The following is a 14,623-nucleotide window of genomic DNA, read 5'->3' as shown; positions in this document are numbered from 1 at the left end:
CCGCCGCCCGACGAGCCGCCGCCGCCGCCCTGATCCCAGCCGCCGCCACCGCCGCCGCCGTAGCCGCCGCCCGAGCGGCCACCGCCGCCACCCATGCCGCCGCCGCCGCCGCCCTGGGCACCGTCAAGCATGGTCAGCGTGCCGCCGAGGCCCTGGATCACGATCTCGGTCGAATAGCGGTCCTGCCCGTTCTGGTCCTGCCACTTGCGGGTCTGGAGCTTGCCCTCGACGAAGACCTTGCTGCCCTTCTTCAGGTAACGCTCGACCACGCTGACGAGGCCCTCGGAGAAGATCGCGACGGTGTGCCACTCGGTCTTTTCCTTGCGCTCGCCGGTCTGGCGGTCCTTCCACTGTTCGGAGGTCGCGATGCGCAGGTTGGCGACCTTGCCGCCATTGCCGAAGGTGCGGATTTCCGGGTCAGCGCCCAGATTGCCGATCAGCATGACCTTGTTGAGCGAACCCGCCATCGAAATGTCCTTCCCGTCAATGTCTTGATCCCCGGCCGCCAAGATGCGCCGCGAATCTGTCACAGGCAATAGGGAAGCGACCCGCTCCGCGCGAGCCGTGGCCGAGGGTTAATCCACCAGTTCGGTGGTGTTTAACGCGCCGGGTAGCGCAGCCTTCCGAGGAAGCGCGTCAGGCTCGGCAGCTCGCGGTCCTTGTTCAGGAACTGCGCCTTGACCTTCTCGAACTTCATCACCCCGTCGATGCGGCGGTCGAGGAAGGCGTAGGTGTCGGCCTTGCCCTCGGAGTCGTCGTTGACGAACACCGCCAGCGTCGCCGAGTAAATCCCGGCAAGGATCGCGCGCTTGGTGTAGTGGTTGTAATCGGTCGCGGTGTCCCCGGCGAGGCGCCACATGATGTCGGCCGAATGCCAGCCGAGCTTCAGCGCTTGGGCCGCGTTCTGCGGCTGCGCCATCACCGCCAGCGCGCGGCGCACCGCCTCGTCGATATGCGCGACCGCTTCCAGCCGGAAGGCGACCAGCGTGCGGATGCGCTCGCGGATCTTCAGCGTGGCGAGGCGTTCGGCGGGCCATTCCTCGGCCATCGCCTGATCCACCGAAACGATCCACGCCGCGATCATGTCCATCGGCTTCGCACCCGGAAAGGCGAGCCGGGCCACGTCGACATCGACCCCCGCCATCTCGGCGGCGGCGACCAGCGCGGTCTCGTTCCAGCCGTCGAAAATGGCCGAGGCGGCGATGTCGGGGGCGAGCGCGATGCGCAGCTCGTCGAGGGTCAGGTCTGAAAAATCGGTCATGTCAGAAGGAAGGCCCGTAATCTTTCTTGGTTCCCGCCGCGGCGCGTTTCTCGTCGGCATCGGCGAAGGCCTGCCGCAGAATGTCGTTGCCCGCCTGCAACTCCATGTAGTTGCGCGCCGAGCGGCCCGAATTGTCGTTGCGGTCCGGGTCCGCGCCCTTTTCGAGCAGCAGCCGCACCAGCCCAACATTGCGCGCGTGGACCGCAGTGATCAGCGGGGTCTCGCCGGTCTGGTCGGCGATGTCGATGCTCGCCCCGCCCTTGATCAGCGCCGCGACGCCGTCGGTGAAGCCCAATGCGGTCGCCATCTGGAGCGGGGTCGTGCCCTTCTTGTTGCGGATGTTCGGATCGGCTCCGCGCTGGAGCAGGAAGCGCACCCACAAAAGGTCCGAACGCGCCACCGCGATGTGCAGGCCCGTGTCGCCGCTGGTGATGTCGCGGGTGTTGACGATCTGGGTGCCGGGCTTGGAGAGCATCTCGGTCGCCTTGTCGCCCTCGGACTCCTTGACCGCCTCGAGGAACTCGTAGCCCTCGGACTTGAACTGCGCGGCGAGCGGCGCGGCGAACGCAAGCGCAATCGCGCTGGCAATCGCCCCGCGAGCCCCTAACTTGCGCAAAACACCATGAGCCACGGTTTGATCCTTTCGCATTACCTGCCACACCTTGCCGTGTGGGATGGCGCGGGCGGGCCGGGCCGCAGCGCCTATCACGAAAAGCCAGTTAGCAGAGCATGAACCGCATCAACAAGCCTTCCGCCTTCGCTTCTGTCGCAATCGCGCTGTCGCTGGCGCTGGCGGGATGCGGCGGCGCGAGCGGTCCGACGCAGGAGCCGCCGCTTGCGGGTGCGGCGATCGGCGGGGATTTCACGCTGACCGACAGCAAGGGCGAGACCGTGCGCTGGGGCGATTTCGCGGGCAAGTACCGCGTCGTCTATTTCGGCTACACCTTCTGCCCCGACATCTGCCCGACCGACATGCAGCGCGTCGCGCAGGGCCTCAAGGCATTGAAGGCGAGCGATCCCGACAAGGCGGGCAAGATCGTGCCGATCTTCATTACCATCGATCCCGAACGGGACACGCAGGCCGTGGTCGGCGAATTCGCCGCCGCCTTCTCGCCCGACATCGTCGGCCTCACCGGCACGCCGCAGCAGATCGACGCGGCGGCCAAGACGTTCAAGGTGTTCTACGCCAAGGGCGAGGCGCAGCCGGGCGGCGGCTATCTCGTCGATCATTCCAACGTCGTCTACCTGTTCGGCCCCGACGGCGCGCCGATCGCCACGTTGCCGACCGACAAGGACGGCAAGGCGGTCGCGGCGGAACTGGCGCGATGGGTGAGCTGAGGGAGCGCTTCTGGGAGCTGCCACTGGGCGAGCTCACCCGCGCCGAATGGGAAGCCCTGTGCGACGGCTGCGGCCGCTGCTGCCTGCACAAGCTGGAAGACGAGGACACGGGCGAGGTGGTCGACACCAACATCGCCTGCCGTCTGCTCGACACCAAGACCGCGCAGTGTTCGGACTATCGCAACCGCAAGGCCTTCGTGCCCGATTGCCTGCGGCTGACCTTGCGGATCGTCGAGCAGGTGAGCTGGCTCCCCCAGACCTGCGCCTACCGGCTGCGCGCCGACGGGCGACCGCTGCCAGGGTGGCATTACCTCATCTCGGGCGACCGCGATGCGGTGCGGCGCGCGGGCGTCTCCATCATCGGCCGGGTGGTGAGCGAAGTCGATGCCGGGCCGATGGAGCATCACATCACCGAATGGCCCGCCGCCCGGCGCGACTGGGAGAGCGAGCAGGAGAGCGGGGCATGATCGACTGGCTGCGCGGTGCCTCGGTGCGCCATGCGCTCGACCCGGAGATCGACCTCGGCGGACGGCAGGTGCCGATTGTCCTGAAGCGCATGAAGACCGCACGGCGGCTGACCCTGCGGCTCGCGCCCGACGGCAGCGAGGTGCGTATCACCCTCCCCGCCTGGGCCGAAGGGCGCGAAGCGATCGCCTTTGCCCATTCGCGCGCGGGCTGGCTGGAAGAGCAGCTTGCCCGCCTGCCCAAACGCGCCGCGCCCGAACCGGGGGGCGAGGTGCTCTATCGGGGCGAGCGGCTGCGGCTGGCTTGGGACACGCGCGCCCCGCGCCGTCCGGTGGTGGAGGACGAAGCCTTGCGGATCGGCGGACCGCAGGCCGGGCTCGAAACGCGGCTGAAGCGCTGGCTTGAGGCCGAGGCGCTGCGCCTCGCCGAGGCCGACATGCGCGATTACTGCGCCGCCGCGGGCCTCGATCCGGTGCCCATCGGGCTCACGCGCGCGCAGCGGCGCTGGGGTTCGTGCTCGGACAAAAGCCGCATCCGCATCAACTGGCGGCTGGTGCAGGCGCCCGACTGGGTGCGCCGCTCGGTGGTGGCGCACGAGGTCGCGCACCTCGTCCACTTCGACCACTCGCCTGCCTTCCACGCCCTGCTGGCGCGGATCTTCGAGGGCGAGATCGCCGCGGCGGATCGCTGGCTGAAGGACCACGGGCGGGGGCTTTACGCGAGCTTCGGGTAGGGACGCTTCAGTCCCTCCCCGTCCGGAACGGATGGGGAGGTGGCAGCCCGCAGGGCTGACGGAGGGGTCCTTGCACGGCGGCAGAAGTACCCCTCCGTCACCGCTGCGCGGTGCCACCTTCCCATTCGCGGGGCGAACGGGGAGGGACTTTCCTCGTCTCACTCCCCTCCCGCCTGCGGGAGGGGTCGGGGGTGGGCCCGAGCGCAGCGAGGCTTCCTCACCCCCCTTCCCCCCCGCTCCCCCGCACCCTATAATGCTCGGATGCGCATCCTCCCCTCCCGCTTCAATCCTGCCGGCGGCATTGCCGATTTCTGGAACGAGATCCGGCGGCCCAACCCCTATCGCTGGCCGATCCTGATCGCCTCGATCCTGCCGGCCGCGCTGATGATCTGGTGGGGCGTCAACAGCACCCAGTATGGCGAGCCCGAGCGGCCGACGATCGAGTACATCACCACGCTCGACCCGGCCCGCTCCGAGGCCGAGATTCAGGCCGAGCTGCGCGCCAACCAGGAAATCAAGGACCTGCGCGCGGCCGAGGAAGCGCGCATCGCCGAGGAGAAGCGCGCGATCTACAAGGAGCTGGGACGCGCGGCGGGGATGGATGTCGAGAAGATCGAGCGCGAGGCCGAGGCCGAGCGCGCGGCGGAGAAAGCCGCCGCCGAAAAGCGCCGCGCCGAGGCGCAGGCGGCCGCGAAGGCCAAGCAAGCCGAAAGCACCGGACAATAGCCGCAGGCGCCCTGCCTTCCGATCACGACTGGATGGCCGCCGCCGCGCGGCTGGCGGCGCGCGCGCGCCCGCTGTCGCGCCCCAATCCGGGCGTGGCCGCGCTGGTGGTGGTCGAGGGCCGCGTCGTTGCGCGCGGCTGGACGCAAGCCGGTGGCCGCCCCCACGCCGAGGCGGTCGCGCTGGCGGGCCTTGCGCCGGACGTGCTGGCCCGCGCGACGCTCTACGTGACGCTCGAGCCCTGCGCGCACCAGTCCGAGCGCGGCCCCGCCTGCGCCGACCTGATCCTTGCTACCAAGCCCGCGCGCGTCGTCATCGGCCAGCGCGACCCCGACCCGCGCACCGCCGGACAGGGCATGGCGCGGCTCGAGGCGGCGGGGATTGCGGTTACTTTGCTCGCCGACCCGGCTTCGGCGGCGAGCCTTGCAGGCTTCCTCGCCCGCCAGCGTGCGGGGCGTCCGTGGGTAACCTTGAAGCTCGCAACCTCACTCGACGGTTGCATCGCGCTGGCCGACGGGACGAGCCAGTGGATCACCGGCGAAGCGGCGCGCGCCCATGTCCATGCCCAGCGCGCGTGCCAAGACGCGATCCTCGTCGGCGGCGGGACATGGCGCGCCGATGCGCCGCGCCTCGATGTCCGTTTGCCGGGTCTGGAACAGCGCTCGCCCGCCCGCGTGGTGCTGACCCGAGGGGCCGCGCCCGAGGGCACCGCCGCCCTCCCCGCGCCCGAGGCCATCGCCAGCCTTGAAGGCGTGCAATATCTCTATGTCGAGGGCGGGGCAGCAGCCGCCGCGGCCTTCCTTGCCGCCGATCTTGTCGACGAGATCCACCTCTACACCGCCCCCATCCTAATCGGCGAGGGCCTGAGGGCGCTCGGCGCGCTGCGCCTCGCGGGATTGGCCGAGGCGCATGGCCGCTGGGCCCTCAGCGAACGCCGCCAGCTTGGCAGCGACGCCTTCGCCGCCTATCTGCGCACCCGATAGCTCTCGCAAGGAACCCCGCCCCCATGTTCACCGGCATCGTCACCGCCATCGGCACCATCGCCGCCGCCGAGCAGCGCGGCGACCTGCGGCTGCGCATCACCGCCCCGCTGGACCCTGCGCGGATCGACATCGGCGCCTCGATCGCCTGCTCGGGCGTGTGCCTGACCGTGGTCGAGCGCGGCGGCAGCGCGGGGGACGCGTGGTTCGATGTCGACCTCTCGGGCGAGACTGTCAGCCGCACCGTGCCGGGGATGTGGGAGGCGGGCGCGCGCCTCAACATCGAACCCTCGCTGCGCCTCGGCGACGAATTGGGCGGGCACATCGTCACCGGCCATGTCGATTCGGTCGGCGAGGTGGTGAAGGTCGCGGCCGTGGGCGACAGCTGGCAGATCGCGATCCGTGCCCGCGCCGAAATGGCGCCCTTCATCGCCGAGAAGGGCTCGATCACCGTCAACGGCGTCTCGCTCACCGTCAACAACGTGCGCGACCGGCCCGACGGGACCTGCGACTTCCTGCTCAACATCATCCCCCACACCGCCGCGGTGACCACCTTGGGCGCGCTGAAGGAGGGGGACGCGGTCAACCTCGAGATCGACGTGCTGGCGCGCTACTTGAAGCGCATGCAGAGCCTCGCCGCGGCGCGCTGAGATGCGGCGGGGCGCGCTGGCACTGGCCTTGCTGCTGGCCGCCTGCGAGGGCGCACCGCCCGCTCCCGAAGGAACCCCCGCCGTGACCGATCCTGCCGCAATCAACCCGGTCGTCCACTTCGAGGTCCCCGTCACCGACATGGACCGCGCGATCCGCTTCTACGAGGCGGTGTTCGCGGTCAAACTCGACCGGCGCGAGACCGACGGCTACGACATGGCCTTCTTCCCCCGCGCCGACGGCCGCCCGGGCGCAAGCGGCGCGCTGGCCAAGGGCGATGTCTACAAGCCCACCAGGGACGGCGCGATCCTCTACTTCGATGTGCCCGACATCGACGCCGTGATCGCGCGGGCCGAGGCGGCGGGCGGATCGGTGCTCTACCCCAAGAAGGACATCGGCGAGGCCGGCTTCGTCGCCGAGATCGCCGACAGCGAGGGCAACCGCATCGCGCTTAGCCAAGCGGCGGAGTGAGGCGGGGGCAAGATTTGCCGCCTCTCCAGCCGAAACCTGCCGTTCGGCAACCGCCCCCTATGCGGCCGTTCCCCTATTCGTCACCCCGTGCTTGACACGGGGCTTGGCTACTTCTGCCCCGCCTCGGCTGCGAACCATTGCTCCCAAAGATCGTCCCAATCGGGATTGGCCGCCTCGATCAGCGCAAACTTCCATTCGCGCCGCCACTTCTTGACGAGCTTCTCGCGGGCGATGGCGCCCTCGATGGTGTCGTGGTGTTCAACGTAGACGAGGCGGGTCTTCCCGAAGTCCCTGACGTGGCGAGACCCCGTCCCTTCGCGGTGCTGATACACGCGGGCGAGAGCGTCCGGCGTCACTCCGACATACATGCCCCCGCGATAGCGGGTCGCCATGATGTAGACCCAGCCGCCCCTCTCCATCGGCAGAGCATCGCATTGATCGCGGAGGAAGAAAAGCCAAGCCCCGTGTCAAGCACGGGGTGACGGAGGGGGTGGGATGGCAGCAAACCACCCACTTGCGGCCATCGCATTGCCATGCCCATCTTCCCGAAAGCGGACGTGATCCGCGCCTTCCCCTCGCGCTCTTGCCGCCCGGCGCCGCCGAGTAAGCAGGCCTCAGGCCCGCTCCTCGAGCGGATCGACCGGCGCGCGCTGCGCGAAGTCGAACACCGCCGGTTGGCGCCTCAGCGGCGAGACGCGCACGCCTTCGGCTTCGAGCAGCGCTTGCTGGGCTCCGGTGCCGCCGGGGAACTTGGGGTTGAGGAAGCCGCCCTTCTTCAGCACCCGCCACCACGGGGTGAGGTCTTCCTCGGGCACGCCCATGATGCGGCGCTCCTCGGCGGCGCGGGCGGCCATATTGAGGAAGATCGCGGTCGAGACCGGGCAGGCGACCGCGACGCCATGCCGCCGCGCGAGCGCCGCGCGCAGCACGTCGAGCGTCGCCACCTCGCCCCTGCGCAGGCGGCGCACCAGCGCGTCGACCTCGGCTGGCGAGGACACCACCATCGCGCCGCCCGCGGCCTCGCGGAAGCCGGGCGCGCCGGGCGGGATCATGGGGACGATATGCGGCTCGCGTCCGCTGGCGAGGTGGTCGAGGGCGGATTTGCGCTTGGCCATTGGCGGCTCTCCCGATTGCGATTCGGGCGAGGATTATCGCGGGTCGGCGGCGGGGAGAATAAGCGCGGTTTGTTCCCGCTGTGATCCGCACTCCTGCACGACAGGCTTGCTGCTCAGCGTCAAATCATTGAAAAGCGACGCATGACCATGGAAGAAATTCTGATCGCCGGGGGTTTGATCGGGTTCGGATACGGAATGCTCGGATGGAGCCGGAAGGCCGGTTGGGTTCTGCTGGCGCTGATCGCGACGGGGATGATCGCCATTGTCGCTATCCGGCAGGCAATGAGCCCGGATAGCCTGCGCTCGACAAGCGCCCTCGAATTCCTCGTCGTTCCGCTCTGGCCGTGCCTCGGAGCGTTCTGTGGATGGTCGCTCGGGGCCTTCGCCCGCGCGCTTGTAAACGACCGATAGGCAATCGTCACCCCGCCAGCGGCCCCTTCGCAAAGCTCTCGCGCGTGATGGCGTAGGTGAGGTGCGGGATCACCGCGCCGTCGGCCATCACCCGGTCTTCGCGGCGATCGGTCAGCTGCGCGCCGATCCGTTCGAGCGCGCGACGTGAGCGGATGTTGGTTTCGCCCACGAGGAAGCGCACCTCGGCAACGCTCGCCAGCGCATGGGTCAGCATCAGGCGCTTCATCTCGTGGTTGTATCTACCGCCCCAGTGCGAGCGCGCGAGGAAGGTCCAGCCGATCTCGACCGAGCCGCCGTCAGCCTCCTCGAGCCCCTGAAAGCGCGAGGAACCGATCACCGCGCCGGTCTTCGCGTCCAGAGCGATCAGCGCGCCCATGTTGGCGAGCGCGTCCTCGAAGAAGGCGCGGAACACCGGCTCGCGCCAGCGATCATGCGCGGGGTGCTGCTCCCAGACCAGCGGGTCCGAGGCGACCGCGAAAAGCGCGTCCCAGTCGTCGGCGCGCAGAGGACGCAAGGACACATGCTCGCCCTCCAGCACGGGCTGGCGATCGAGCATCGCGCGCCTCTCAGGCCGCCACCGCCGCCAGCGCGGCGATGAACTTGGGGAGGTTGCCCGGGGTGAGGCCCGCAATGTTGATGCGGCCCGAGGCGGCCATGTAGATGCCGTGCTCCTCGCGCAGCTGAGCTACCTCCTCCTTGGTGATCGGCAGCATCGAGAACAGCCCGTTCTGGTGGCCGAGCGGGGTCAGGTCGACCCGCCCCGCCTTGCCCGCCGCCGCCAGTGCATCGCGCACCTGCCGCATCCGCGCGCGCATCGTGTCGAGCTCGGCCAGCCACTGTGCGGTCATGTCCGGATCGCGCAGGATGATCCGCACCGCCGCGCCGCCGTGATCGGGCGGCATCGACCAGCCCGCGCGGGCCAGGGCGTTGGCGTTGGAGAAGGCGGTGTCGAGCGCGGCCGCGTTCTGCGCCAGCACGTAGAACGCGCCGACGCGGTCGCGGTACTGGCCGAAGTTCTTGTCGCAGGAATAGGCGATGAAGGCCTCGGGCACCTTGGCCAGAACCCCGCGCATCCCTGCCGCGTCCTCCTCCATCCCGTGGCCGAGGCCCTGATAGGCCGCGTCGATGATCGGGAAGGTGCCGCTGGTCGCGAAGGCGTCGGCAATCGCGGCCCACTGGTCGGCGGTGTAGTCGATCCCCGTGGGGTTATGGCAGCAGGCGTGGAGCAGCACGGCCTCGTCGCTCGCGGCGCCGTTGATGGCGGCGAGGACGGCGTCGAGGTTCGCCGTGCCGTCGGGGTTGGCATGGTCGAAGGGCGCGAGCTCCATGCCGAGATCGGCGAGGATCTGCGCGTGGTTGGGCCAGCTCGGCACGCCCATATGGACGCGCTTCACCCCGGCCTTCTGCGCAAGGCCGAGAGCGAGGCGCACCGCGCCGGTGCCGCCCGGGGTCTGCATCCCCTGGATGCGGCCGCCCATGGTGGGGTCGCCCGCGCCGAAGATGTAGGGCATCAGCGCGGCGACGAAGCCCATGTCGCCCTCGGGCCCGAGGTACGACTTGCTCTCCTGCGTATCGAGCAGCACCTGCTCGGCCGCCTTGATCGCGGCAAAGACCGGGGTCGCGCCATCCTCGGTGCGGTAGACGCCGACCCCGAGATCGATCTTGTCCTCGCGCGGGTCGGCGGCGTGGAGGCGGATCAGGGCGAGCAGGGCGTCGGGCGCCTGGGGGCTGAGTCGGTCAAGCATGCGCGGGCGCATGGCCCGCGCGTGCACTTATCGCAACCGGCAATTCGTATTCAGCGACAGATTCTTGCCCTCAGAAGGGCAGCCACTTCTGTTCCTTGGAGAACTTCATGTAGCCCGCATTGACCCCGAGCCGGAGCCCCGCGCCGACCCGGATCGGGATCAGCACCACGTCCCCGCGGCGCAGGTAGCTGGCGGTAAGGCCGCCGACGAAATAGGCCTGCCCCTCGCCCGCCGGGAAGCGCTTGAACAGGTCCTCGGTGTCGAACAGGTTGTAGACCAGCACGAAGGTGTTGCCCGCGTTGGCGCCCGCATCGAATCCGATCGAGGGGCCGGTCCAGTAGACCTTCTGCTCGCCCTCGACCTTGTGGTGGAGCGTGCCCGAGCCGTAGCGCGCGCCGACGATGAACGCCCCGCCCGCCTCGCGCCCGACGATGTAGCCGTTGGGCTGGCCCTGCTTCTTGAGCAGGTCCTCGATCAGCTTGGCGAGCCCTTCCGCGCCCTTGCCGAACACGCCCTCGGCAGCGCCGATGAGGTCGTCCTCGCCATAGGTTTCGGACGTTGCGACAGGGGTGGTCTGGGCGGCGGGCGGCAGGGTGTCCTGCGGCGGGAGCGGGGCGGTGTCGGCGGCGGGCGGCGCGGCGTAATCGCCGAAAGTCGCATCGACGCTCGGATCGGCGGGCGGCGTGGTCTGGGGTGCCTGCGGATTGGCCAGATCGGCATCGATCCCGCCGTTCTGCTGGCTCCAGGCCGCATCGGGATCGACAGTCTCGAGATCCTGCGACTGCGCTAGTCCCGGAGCGGTGAGCGCCAGCGCCGCGAGCGCGCCCAGCGCATAGCCCGCCATGCGGCGGCCGAATTGGGGGAAACGGGCGGTCATCATGCTCATTGTGCGACCTTTCGCATGTCAGTGTCAGCCCCGGTATTCTGCGCATGGGAGGAGAATCGCTTTCCCCGCGCGAGGCAACCGCCCGTCGCCGAGGCGAATCCGAAATGCGACGAGCCGTGGCAGGGCTATCGCTGCGAGCCTGAACATGTCCCGAACCGGCGCGCTGCGGGCAGGCTTCCGGTTTTTTCGCCAAGCCACCTTGCCGCTGGCCCAATGCCCGACTATAGCCCCGCCCTCGCAGCCCAAGCTGATGCCCGGAGACGTGGGTGAGTGGCTGAAACCAGTTCCCTGCTAAGGAACCGTACTCTATCAGGGTACCGAGGGTTCGAATCCCTCCGTCTCCGCCACCGGCCTTTCGAAAATCCGAACTCTTCCGCTCAGGCGGGCCCGGTCGTCTGGGCCGCTCCTGCGCGAAGCCGTCGCTCGCCCAGCCACAGGGCGCTGGCGAGCACCAGCCAGCCGATGAAATAGGGCCATCCGGGCGATCGCCGCTCAGGCAGGTTCCTTGCGGTTGCAGCGGTCTGCTCTGCGGCCCAGCGCGCCGTGGCCTCGCCGGTTTGCGCTGCGCGGAGCGGCGCAAGCGTGGCCTCGGGGTGGACGAAGAAGGCGAAGGTCTGCTCCCCGTCCTCGCCCGGCTGCACGATCCGGTGCACGCCCGGGGACGATGGCCAGTAGGCGGCGCATTGCCGGGCACCGGCGGCGGGATCGATGGCGAGCGTGACTTCGGTGTTGTCGGGCGCGATCACCTTTGCGCCCTCCGAAATGCCGCAGATCGCGGATCGCGTGCCTTGCTGCACCAGCGCGGCGAGCTCGGGCCGGAAGTCGCCGCCGGGCCGCGCGACGGCGCTCAGCGCGTCGCTCCACCACTGCGCGTAGCGATCGCCCTGCCCGCCGAGCACCAGCGCGAAGCTGTTGGCGACCGCCCAAACGGCCACCCGCCCCTGCCCGCGCTGCTGCCAGCCGGCGAGCATCGCGCCGTCGGCATCGGTCACCACCGGCACCACATCCGCCCCGGCGCGCAGGTCCCAGCGCCCGAGTTCGGGGTCCGGGTCGTCGAAGCGGTTGAGGTCATCGGGCGTGTCGGGGGCCTCGGGCCCGCGCTGCACCGCCAGTGCCTCGGCGTCCACAGCGAGCGGGGGGAGCGCGACCGGGACAATCTCGCTCCCGCCCTCGGCGACAAAGCCGAGGCCGCGCCAGATACCGCGCGCGCCAGCGGAGGCGGGGGCGGTCATCCGCACCACCACGCCGAGCCCGCCGGCGACGGCCTGCGCCAGACTCGCCCTGCCGCCGGAGCCGAGGCTGGCGAGCGCGGCATCGTCGATGATCACCACGTCGGCGTCCTTGAGGCTCGCCGCATCCAGCCGCACGCCGTCACCGCCGAGGTCCACCCCGGCCCCGGCATCGAGGCGGCTTTGCAACGCGATCCCCGAGTCCTCGGCCCAGCGGCGCAGATACTTGGCCTCGGGCGAAGGCGCGCCGATGAGCAGGGCCCGGACGGGGCGCTGTTCGAGCGTGCGCAAAGGCACCGGCGTGTCCGAGACGATCGCCTTGTCGCGCCCGCGCAGCCGCAGGGTGAAGGTGGCAAGGCCGGGGGAGCGCGCGGTGGCGCCCAGCGTGAAGCGCCCCTCGCCGCCGAGGGTGCGGCTGTCGACACGGCGTCCGGCCGGATCGAGGAGTTCGGCGGTGCCGCCCTCCAGCCCCGCCGCCTCGCCTGCCAGCGTGAACACCGCGCCCGCGGGCGTGTCGGCGGGCGGATCGAGGCGGATGAGGCCGCGCGGGGGCGGCATCGGGGTGAAGTTCACCGGCATCCCGGCGGCGCTGTCACGGTCCCGCTCGGTCAGCCCGCGCCCGATGATGCGCAGGCGCTGGACTTGGCTATGGCGACGCAGCGCGGTGGCTAGGTCGGGGACGCGCTCGGCCCCGGCGATTGTCGGCGCTTCGGGGAGTGTCACCAGCCGCTCGCTCGGCCCCGCGCGGCTGCCGGGGGGCGTCTCGGCGGTGGCGACCAGCAGCGTCTCCCCGCCGAGCGGGATCGCGGGCGGGAACAGGGCGAACCAGAGGCTGGCCCCGCTCGCCAGCGACAGCCCCGCCAGCGCCCAGCCCTGCCAGCCGCGCCGCAGCAGCACGAAGCGCAGCGCCGCCGCCAGCGCGCCCATAGCGATAAGCACGGCGGCAAGGGTTTCGGGCGCGGGCATCAGCGCAGACCCTCGGCATAGCGGCGGCCGAGCGCGCCGCCATCGCCGCGGCGGCGGACCTGCGCGGGCGGGCGGGTGAGCACGGTCCACAATTGCCCGCGCAGCTTCTCTCGCAGGGCCCGCGAGTTCGGCTGCCCGCGCAAAGCGTCGATCGCGGCAAGCACCGCGAGCGGATCGCCGAGGCGCGCGGAGTTGCCGCGCACCCACGCCTCGAGCCCCGCAAGGTCGATCGCTCCGGGCTGGGCGAGCGCGCGCCATGCGGTCGCGGGCACGGCATCCTCGATCACGAAGGGCGTGAGCTGCGCCCCGCCGCCGACAACCCCCACCCGCTTGCCCGTCAGCCGCCGTGCCATGTCGATCGGGGGCTGCTGCGAGCCGATGCGCGGCAGGTAGATGCGCGTCGCCTGCTGGATGCGCTTGATGTAATCCAGCGCCTTGTTCTCGAACGGCAGCGCGGCTTCGGGCTTGCCGGTGCGCAGGTTGATCTCGGCCTCCCACATCGCATCGAGCGCGAGCTTCAGGAGGTTGCGTGTGCCGGGATCGAGCAGGGTCGCCGCCTCGCTCTCGTCATGGGTGTGGCCGTATTCGGCGAGCACATTGCCGAGATCGCCGAACACCGGGCTTTCGGGCGCCTCGCCGTGGTCGTGGCCGTCACCGTCGTAGTGCTCGGGCTCTTCGGGTTCCTCGCTGTCGGCGGTCGGGAGCGGGGGCTTGGGGGTCTCTTCCGCCTCCATCCCCATGAACTGGCCGTAGCGCAGGCGCAGCAGGCGCTGGTCGACGCCGATGGTGTCGGAGCGGACGAGGAATTCGTCGGCGGAAAGGCTGCGGCGCTGGCGGATCAGCGCCTCGGTGTCGATGATCACCTGCCGCTGGCTGCGGAAATAGGCCGGCATCTGCTGCTTGGCCATCAGGTCCAGCCCCTCGGCCTCGGCGGCCTTGGGTGAGGGGAAGCGCAGGATCACGCCGGGGCCGCGCACCACCTGCGGCCCGGGCGAGCGGGTGTCGGCAATGGTGAGCTGGGCGACCAGATCGCTGCCCGGCACGAGGCCATAGGCGCCGAGCGGCAGGTCGATGACAAAGCGGCGGCGGCGCGGATCGCCGGTTCCGGTGACGCTCTGCGTCCGCTCGGCAAAGCGCACGTTCTCGCCCTCGCCGATCGCGGTGGTGACGGTGAGGCGGGCGAGCGGGTCGACGGCGTAATCGTCGGCGGCTTCGAAGACGATGCGCCAGCTGCGCTGGCCGGACTGCATGATGGCAAGGCCCGAGGCGGGCTCGATCACGCGCACCTGCGGCGGCTCGTCGGCGACGGGCTCGAGCCGGTGCGCGGGCAGTTCCTCGCGCATCCCCTCGGCGGTGACGCGGTAGAGCGAGGGTACGTCGAGCCGCAGCGATCCGCCCCACCCCTCGCCCCCGCGCGTGAGCGGCAGACGCTGGCCGCCGACCAGTTGCAGCGCGGCGGCGGCAGGCTGCGGCGCGAAGGACAGCGTCCATTCGATCCGCGAGCCTGCTGGCGCGCGCACATCGAGGCTGTCGGAATAGCTTGGCGAAAGGCCCGTATAAGCTGGCGGGATGATCCGCACCCGCTGGCCGGTCAGGCGCGGCGCGCCGGGCGCGGCGGCGGTGCGGCCCGCCACGGGCGCGAGCGGCGGCGG

The 14,623-nt window shown here is 70.4% G+C and carries 18 protein-coding genes and 1 tRNA gene; 9 read left to right on the top strand and 10 right to left on the bottom strand.

What is annotated here, in order from left to right:
- From ssb to PFX90_RS17080, 3 genes are all read right to left on the bottom strand, one after another.
- The coding region (gene ssb / locus PFX90_RS17090) for a single-stranded DNA-binding protein (protein WP_285713949.1) at positions 1–467 on the bottom strand (467 nt) is incomplete at its 3' end.
- Positions 468–598: 131 nt separating this feature from the next.
- A complete protein-coding gene (locus PFX90_RS17085; RefSeq protein ID WP_285713948.1) occupies positions 599–1,261 on the bottom strand; it encodes a COQ9 family protein in 663 nt (220 codons plus the stop codon).
- Between the two features lies 1 nt (position 1,262).
- A complete protein-coding gene (locus PFX90_RS17080) occupies positions 1,263–1,892 on the bottom strand; it encodes an ankyrin repeat domain-containing protein (protein ID WP_285713947.1) in 630 nt (209 codons plus the stop codon).
- A gap of 98 nt (positions 1,893–1,990) precedes the next feature.
- Between PFX90_RS17080 and PFX90_RS17075 the strand changes: the two genes are divergently transcribed.
- From PFX90_RS17075 to PFX90_RS17045, 7 genes are all read left to right on the top strand, one after another.
- Positions 1,991–2,599 (top strand): SCO family protein, encoded by a 609-nt coding sequence (locus PFX90_RS17075; protein ID WP_285713946.1) that lies wholly within the window; start codon positions 1,991–1,993, stop codon positions 2,597–2,599.
- Complete coding sequence (locus tag PFX90_RS17070) at positions 2,587–3,066, top strand: YcgN family cysteine cluster protein (RefSeq protein ID WP_285713945.1); 480 nt, start codon at positions 2,587–2,589, stop codon at positions 3,064–3,066. Before PFX90_RS17075 ends, PFX90_RS17070 begins: the two co-directional genes overlap by 13 nt.
- Positions 3,063–3,797, top strand: coding sequence for a M48 family metallopeptidase (locus PFX90_RS17065; protein WP_285713944.1), 735 nt, complete (start codon positions 3,063–3,065; stop codon positions 3,795–3,797). Before PFX90_RS17070 ends, PFX90_RS17065 begins: the two co-directional genes overlap by 4 nt.
- 261 nt (positions 3,798–4,058) lie before the next feature.
- Complete coding sequence (locus PFX90_RS17060; protein ID WP_285713919.1) at positions 4,059–4,523, top strand: hypothetical protein; 465 nt, start codon at positions 4,059–4,061, stop codon at positions 4,521–4,523.
- A 32-nt stretch (positions 4,524–4,555) separates the two neighbouring features.
- Complete coding sequence (ribD, locus tag PFX90_RS17055) at positions 4,556–5,503, top strand: bifunctional diaminohydroxyphosphoribosylaminopyrimidine deaminase/5-amino-6-(5-phosphoribosylamino)uracil reductase RibD (RefSeq protein WP_285713917.1); 948 nt, start codon at positions 4,556–4,558, stop codon at positions 5,501–5,503.
- Positions 5,504–5,526: 23 nt separating this feature from the next.
- Positions 5,527–6,150, top strand: a complete 624-nt coding sequence (locus tag PFX90_RS17050) for a riboflavin synthase (protein ID WP_285713916.1) — start codon at positions 5,527–5,529, stop codon at positions 6,148–6,150.
- 82 nt (positions 6,151–6,232) lie between these two features.
- On the top strand, positions 6,233–6,619 hold the full coding sequence (locus tag PFX90_RS17045) for a VOC family protein (RefSeq protein WP_285713915.1): 387 nt from the start codon (positions 6,233–6,235) through the stop codon (positions 6,617–6,619).
- A gap of 107 nt (positions 6,620–6,726) precedes the next feature.
- Here the strand turns inward: PFX90_RS17045 and PFX90_RS17040 are convergent, their stop codons facing one another.
- Together PFX90_RS17040 and PFX90_RS17035 are read right to left on the bottom strand one after the other, a co-directional pair.
- The gene (locus tag PFX90_RS17040) at positions 6,727–7,038 is read right to left on the bottom strand and encodes a GIY-YIG nuclease family protein (RefSeq protein ID WP_285713914.1); all 312 of its coding nucleotides are present in this window, start codon (positions 7,036–7,038) and stop codon (positions 6,727–6,729) included.
- A gap of 195 nt (positions 7,039–7,233) precedes the next feature.
- Positions 7,234–7,734: an MGMT family protein gene (locus tag PFX90_RS17035; RefSeq protein ID WP_285713912.1), complete on the bottom strand. Its 501-nt coding sequence runs from the start codon at positions 7,732–7,734 to the stop codon at positions 7,234–7,236.
- A gap of 141 nt (positions 7,735–7,875) precedes the next feature.
- Between PFX90_RS17035 and PFX90_RS17030 the strand changes: the two genes are divergently transcribed.
- Positions 7,876–8,145 carry a hypothetical protein gene (locus PFX90_RS17030; RefSeq protein ID WP_285713911.1) on the top strand — a complete coding sequence of 90 codons (270 nt, stop codon included), beginning with the start codon at positions 7,876–7,878 and terminating at the stop codon, positions 8,143–8,145.
- A 7-nt stretch (positions 8,146–8,152) separates the two neighbouring features.
- On the opposite strand, the gene PFX90_RS17025 is transcribed toward PFX90_RS17030, so the two are convergent.
- From PFX90_RS17025 to PFX90_RS17015, 3 genes are all read right to left on the bottom strand, one after another.
- Positions 8,153–8,701 carry a GNAT family N-acetyltransferase gene (locus tag PFX90_RS17025; RefSeq protein ID WP_285713910.1) on the bottom strand — a complete coding sequence of 183 codons (549 nt, stop codon included), beginning with the start codon at positions 8,699–8,701 and terminating at the stop codon, positions 8,153–8,155.
- Between the two features lie 10 nt (positions 8,702–8,711).
- Positions 8,712–9,890 (bottom strand): amino acid aminotransferase, encoded by a 1,179-nt coding sequence (locus tag PFX90_RS17020; protein ID WP_285713908.1) that lies wholly within the window; start codon positions 9,888–9,890, stop codon positions 8,712–8,714.
- Between the two features lie 70 nt (positions 9,891–9,960).
- Complete coding sequence (locus PFX90_RS17015) at positions 9,961–10,776, bottom strand: DUF1134 domain-containing protein (protein ID WP_285713907.1); 816 nt, start codon at positions 10,774–10,776, stop codon at positions 9,961–9,963.
- Between the two features lie 256 nt (positions 10,777–11,032).
- On the opposite strand from PFX90_RS17015, the gene PFX90_RS17010 reads away from it, so the two are divergent.
- Positions 11,033–11,123, top strand: a tRNA-Ser gene (locus PFX90_RS17010).
- A 30-nt stretch (positions 11,124–11,153) separates the two neighbouring features.
- Here PFX90_RS17010 and PFX90_RS17005 read toward each other — a convergent pair.
- Together PFX90_RS17005 and PFX90_RS17000 are read right to left on the bottom strand one after the other, a co-directional pair.
- The gene (locus PFX90_RS17005) at positions 11,154–12,971 is read right to left on the bottom strand and encodes a carboxypeptidase regulatory-like domain-containing protein (RefSeq protein ID WP_285713906.1); all 1,818 of its coding nucleotides are present in this window, start codon (positions 12,969–12,971) and stop codon (positions 11,154–11,156) included.
- The coding region (locus PFX90_RS17000) for a DUF4175 family protein (RefSeq protein WP_285713904.1) at positions 12,971–14,623 on the bottom strand (1,653 nt) is incomplete at its 5' end. The genes PFX90_RS17005 and PFX90_RS17000, both read right to left, overlap by 1 nt.

This window comes from Erythrobacter oryzae (genome assembly GCF_030271515.1).
In the GTDB taxonomy this organism is placed as follows: Bacteria; Pseudomonadota; Alphaproteobacteria; order Sphingomonadales; family Sphingomonadaceae; genus Erythrobacter; species Erythrobacter oryzae.
The sequence above is the reverse complement of the archived record's forward strand: the minus strand, read 5'-3'. Positions and strand labels throughout refer to the sequence as shown.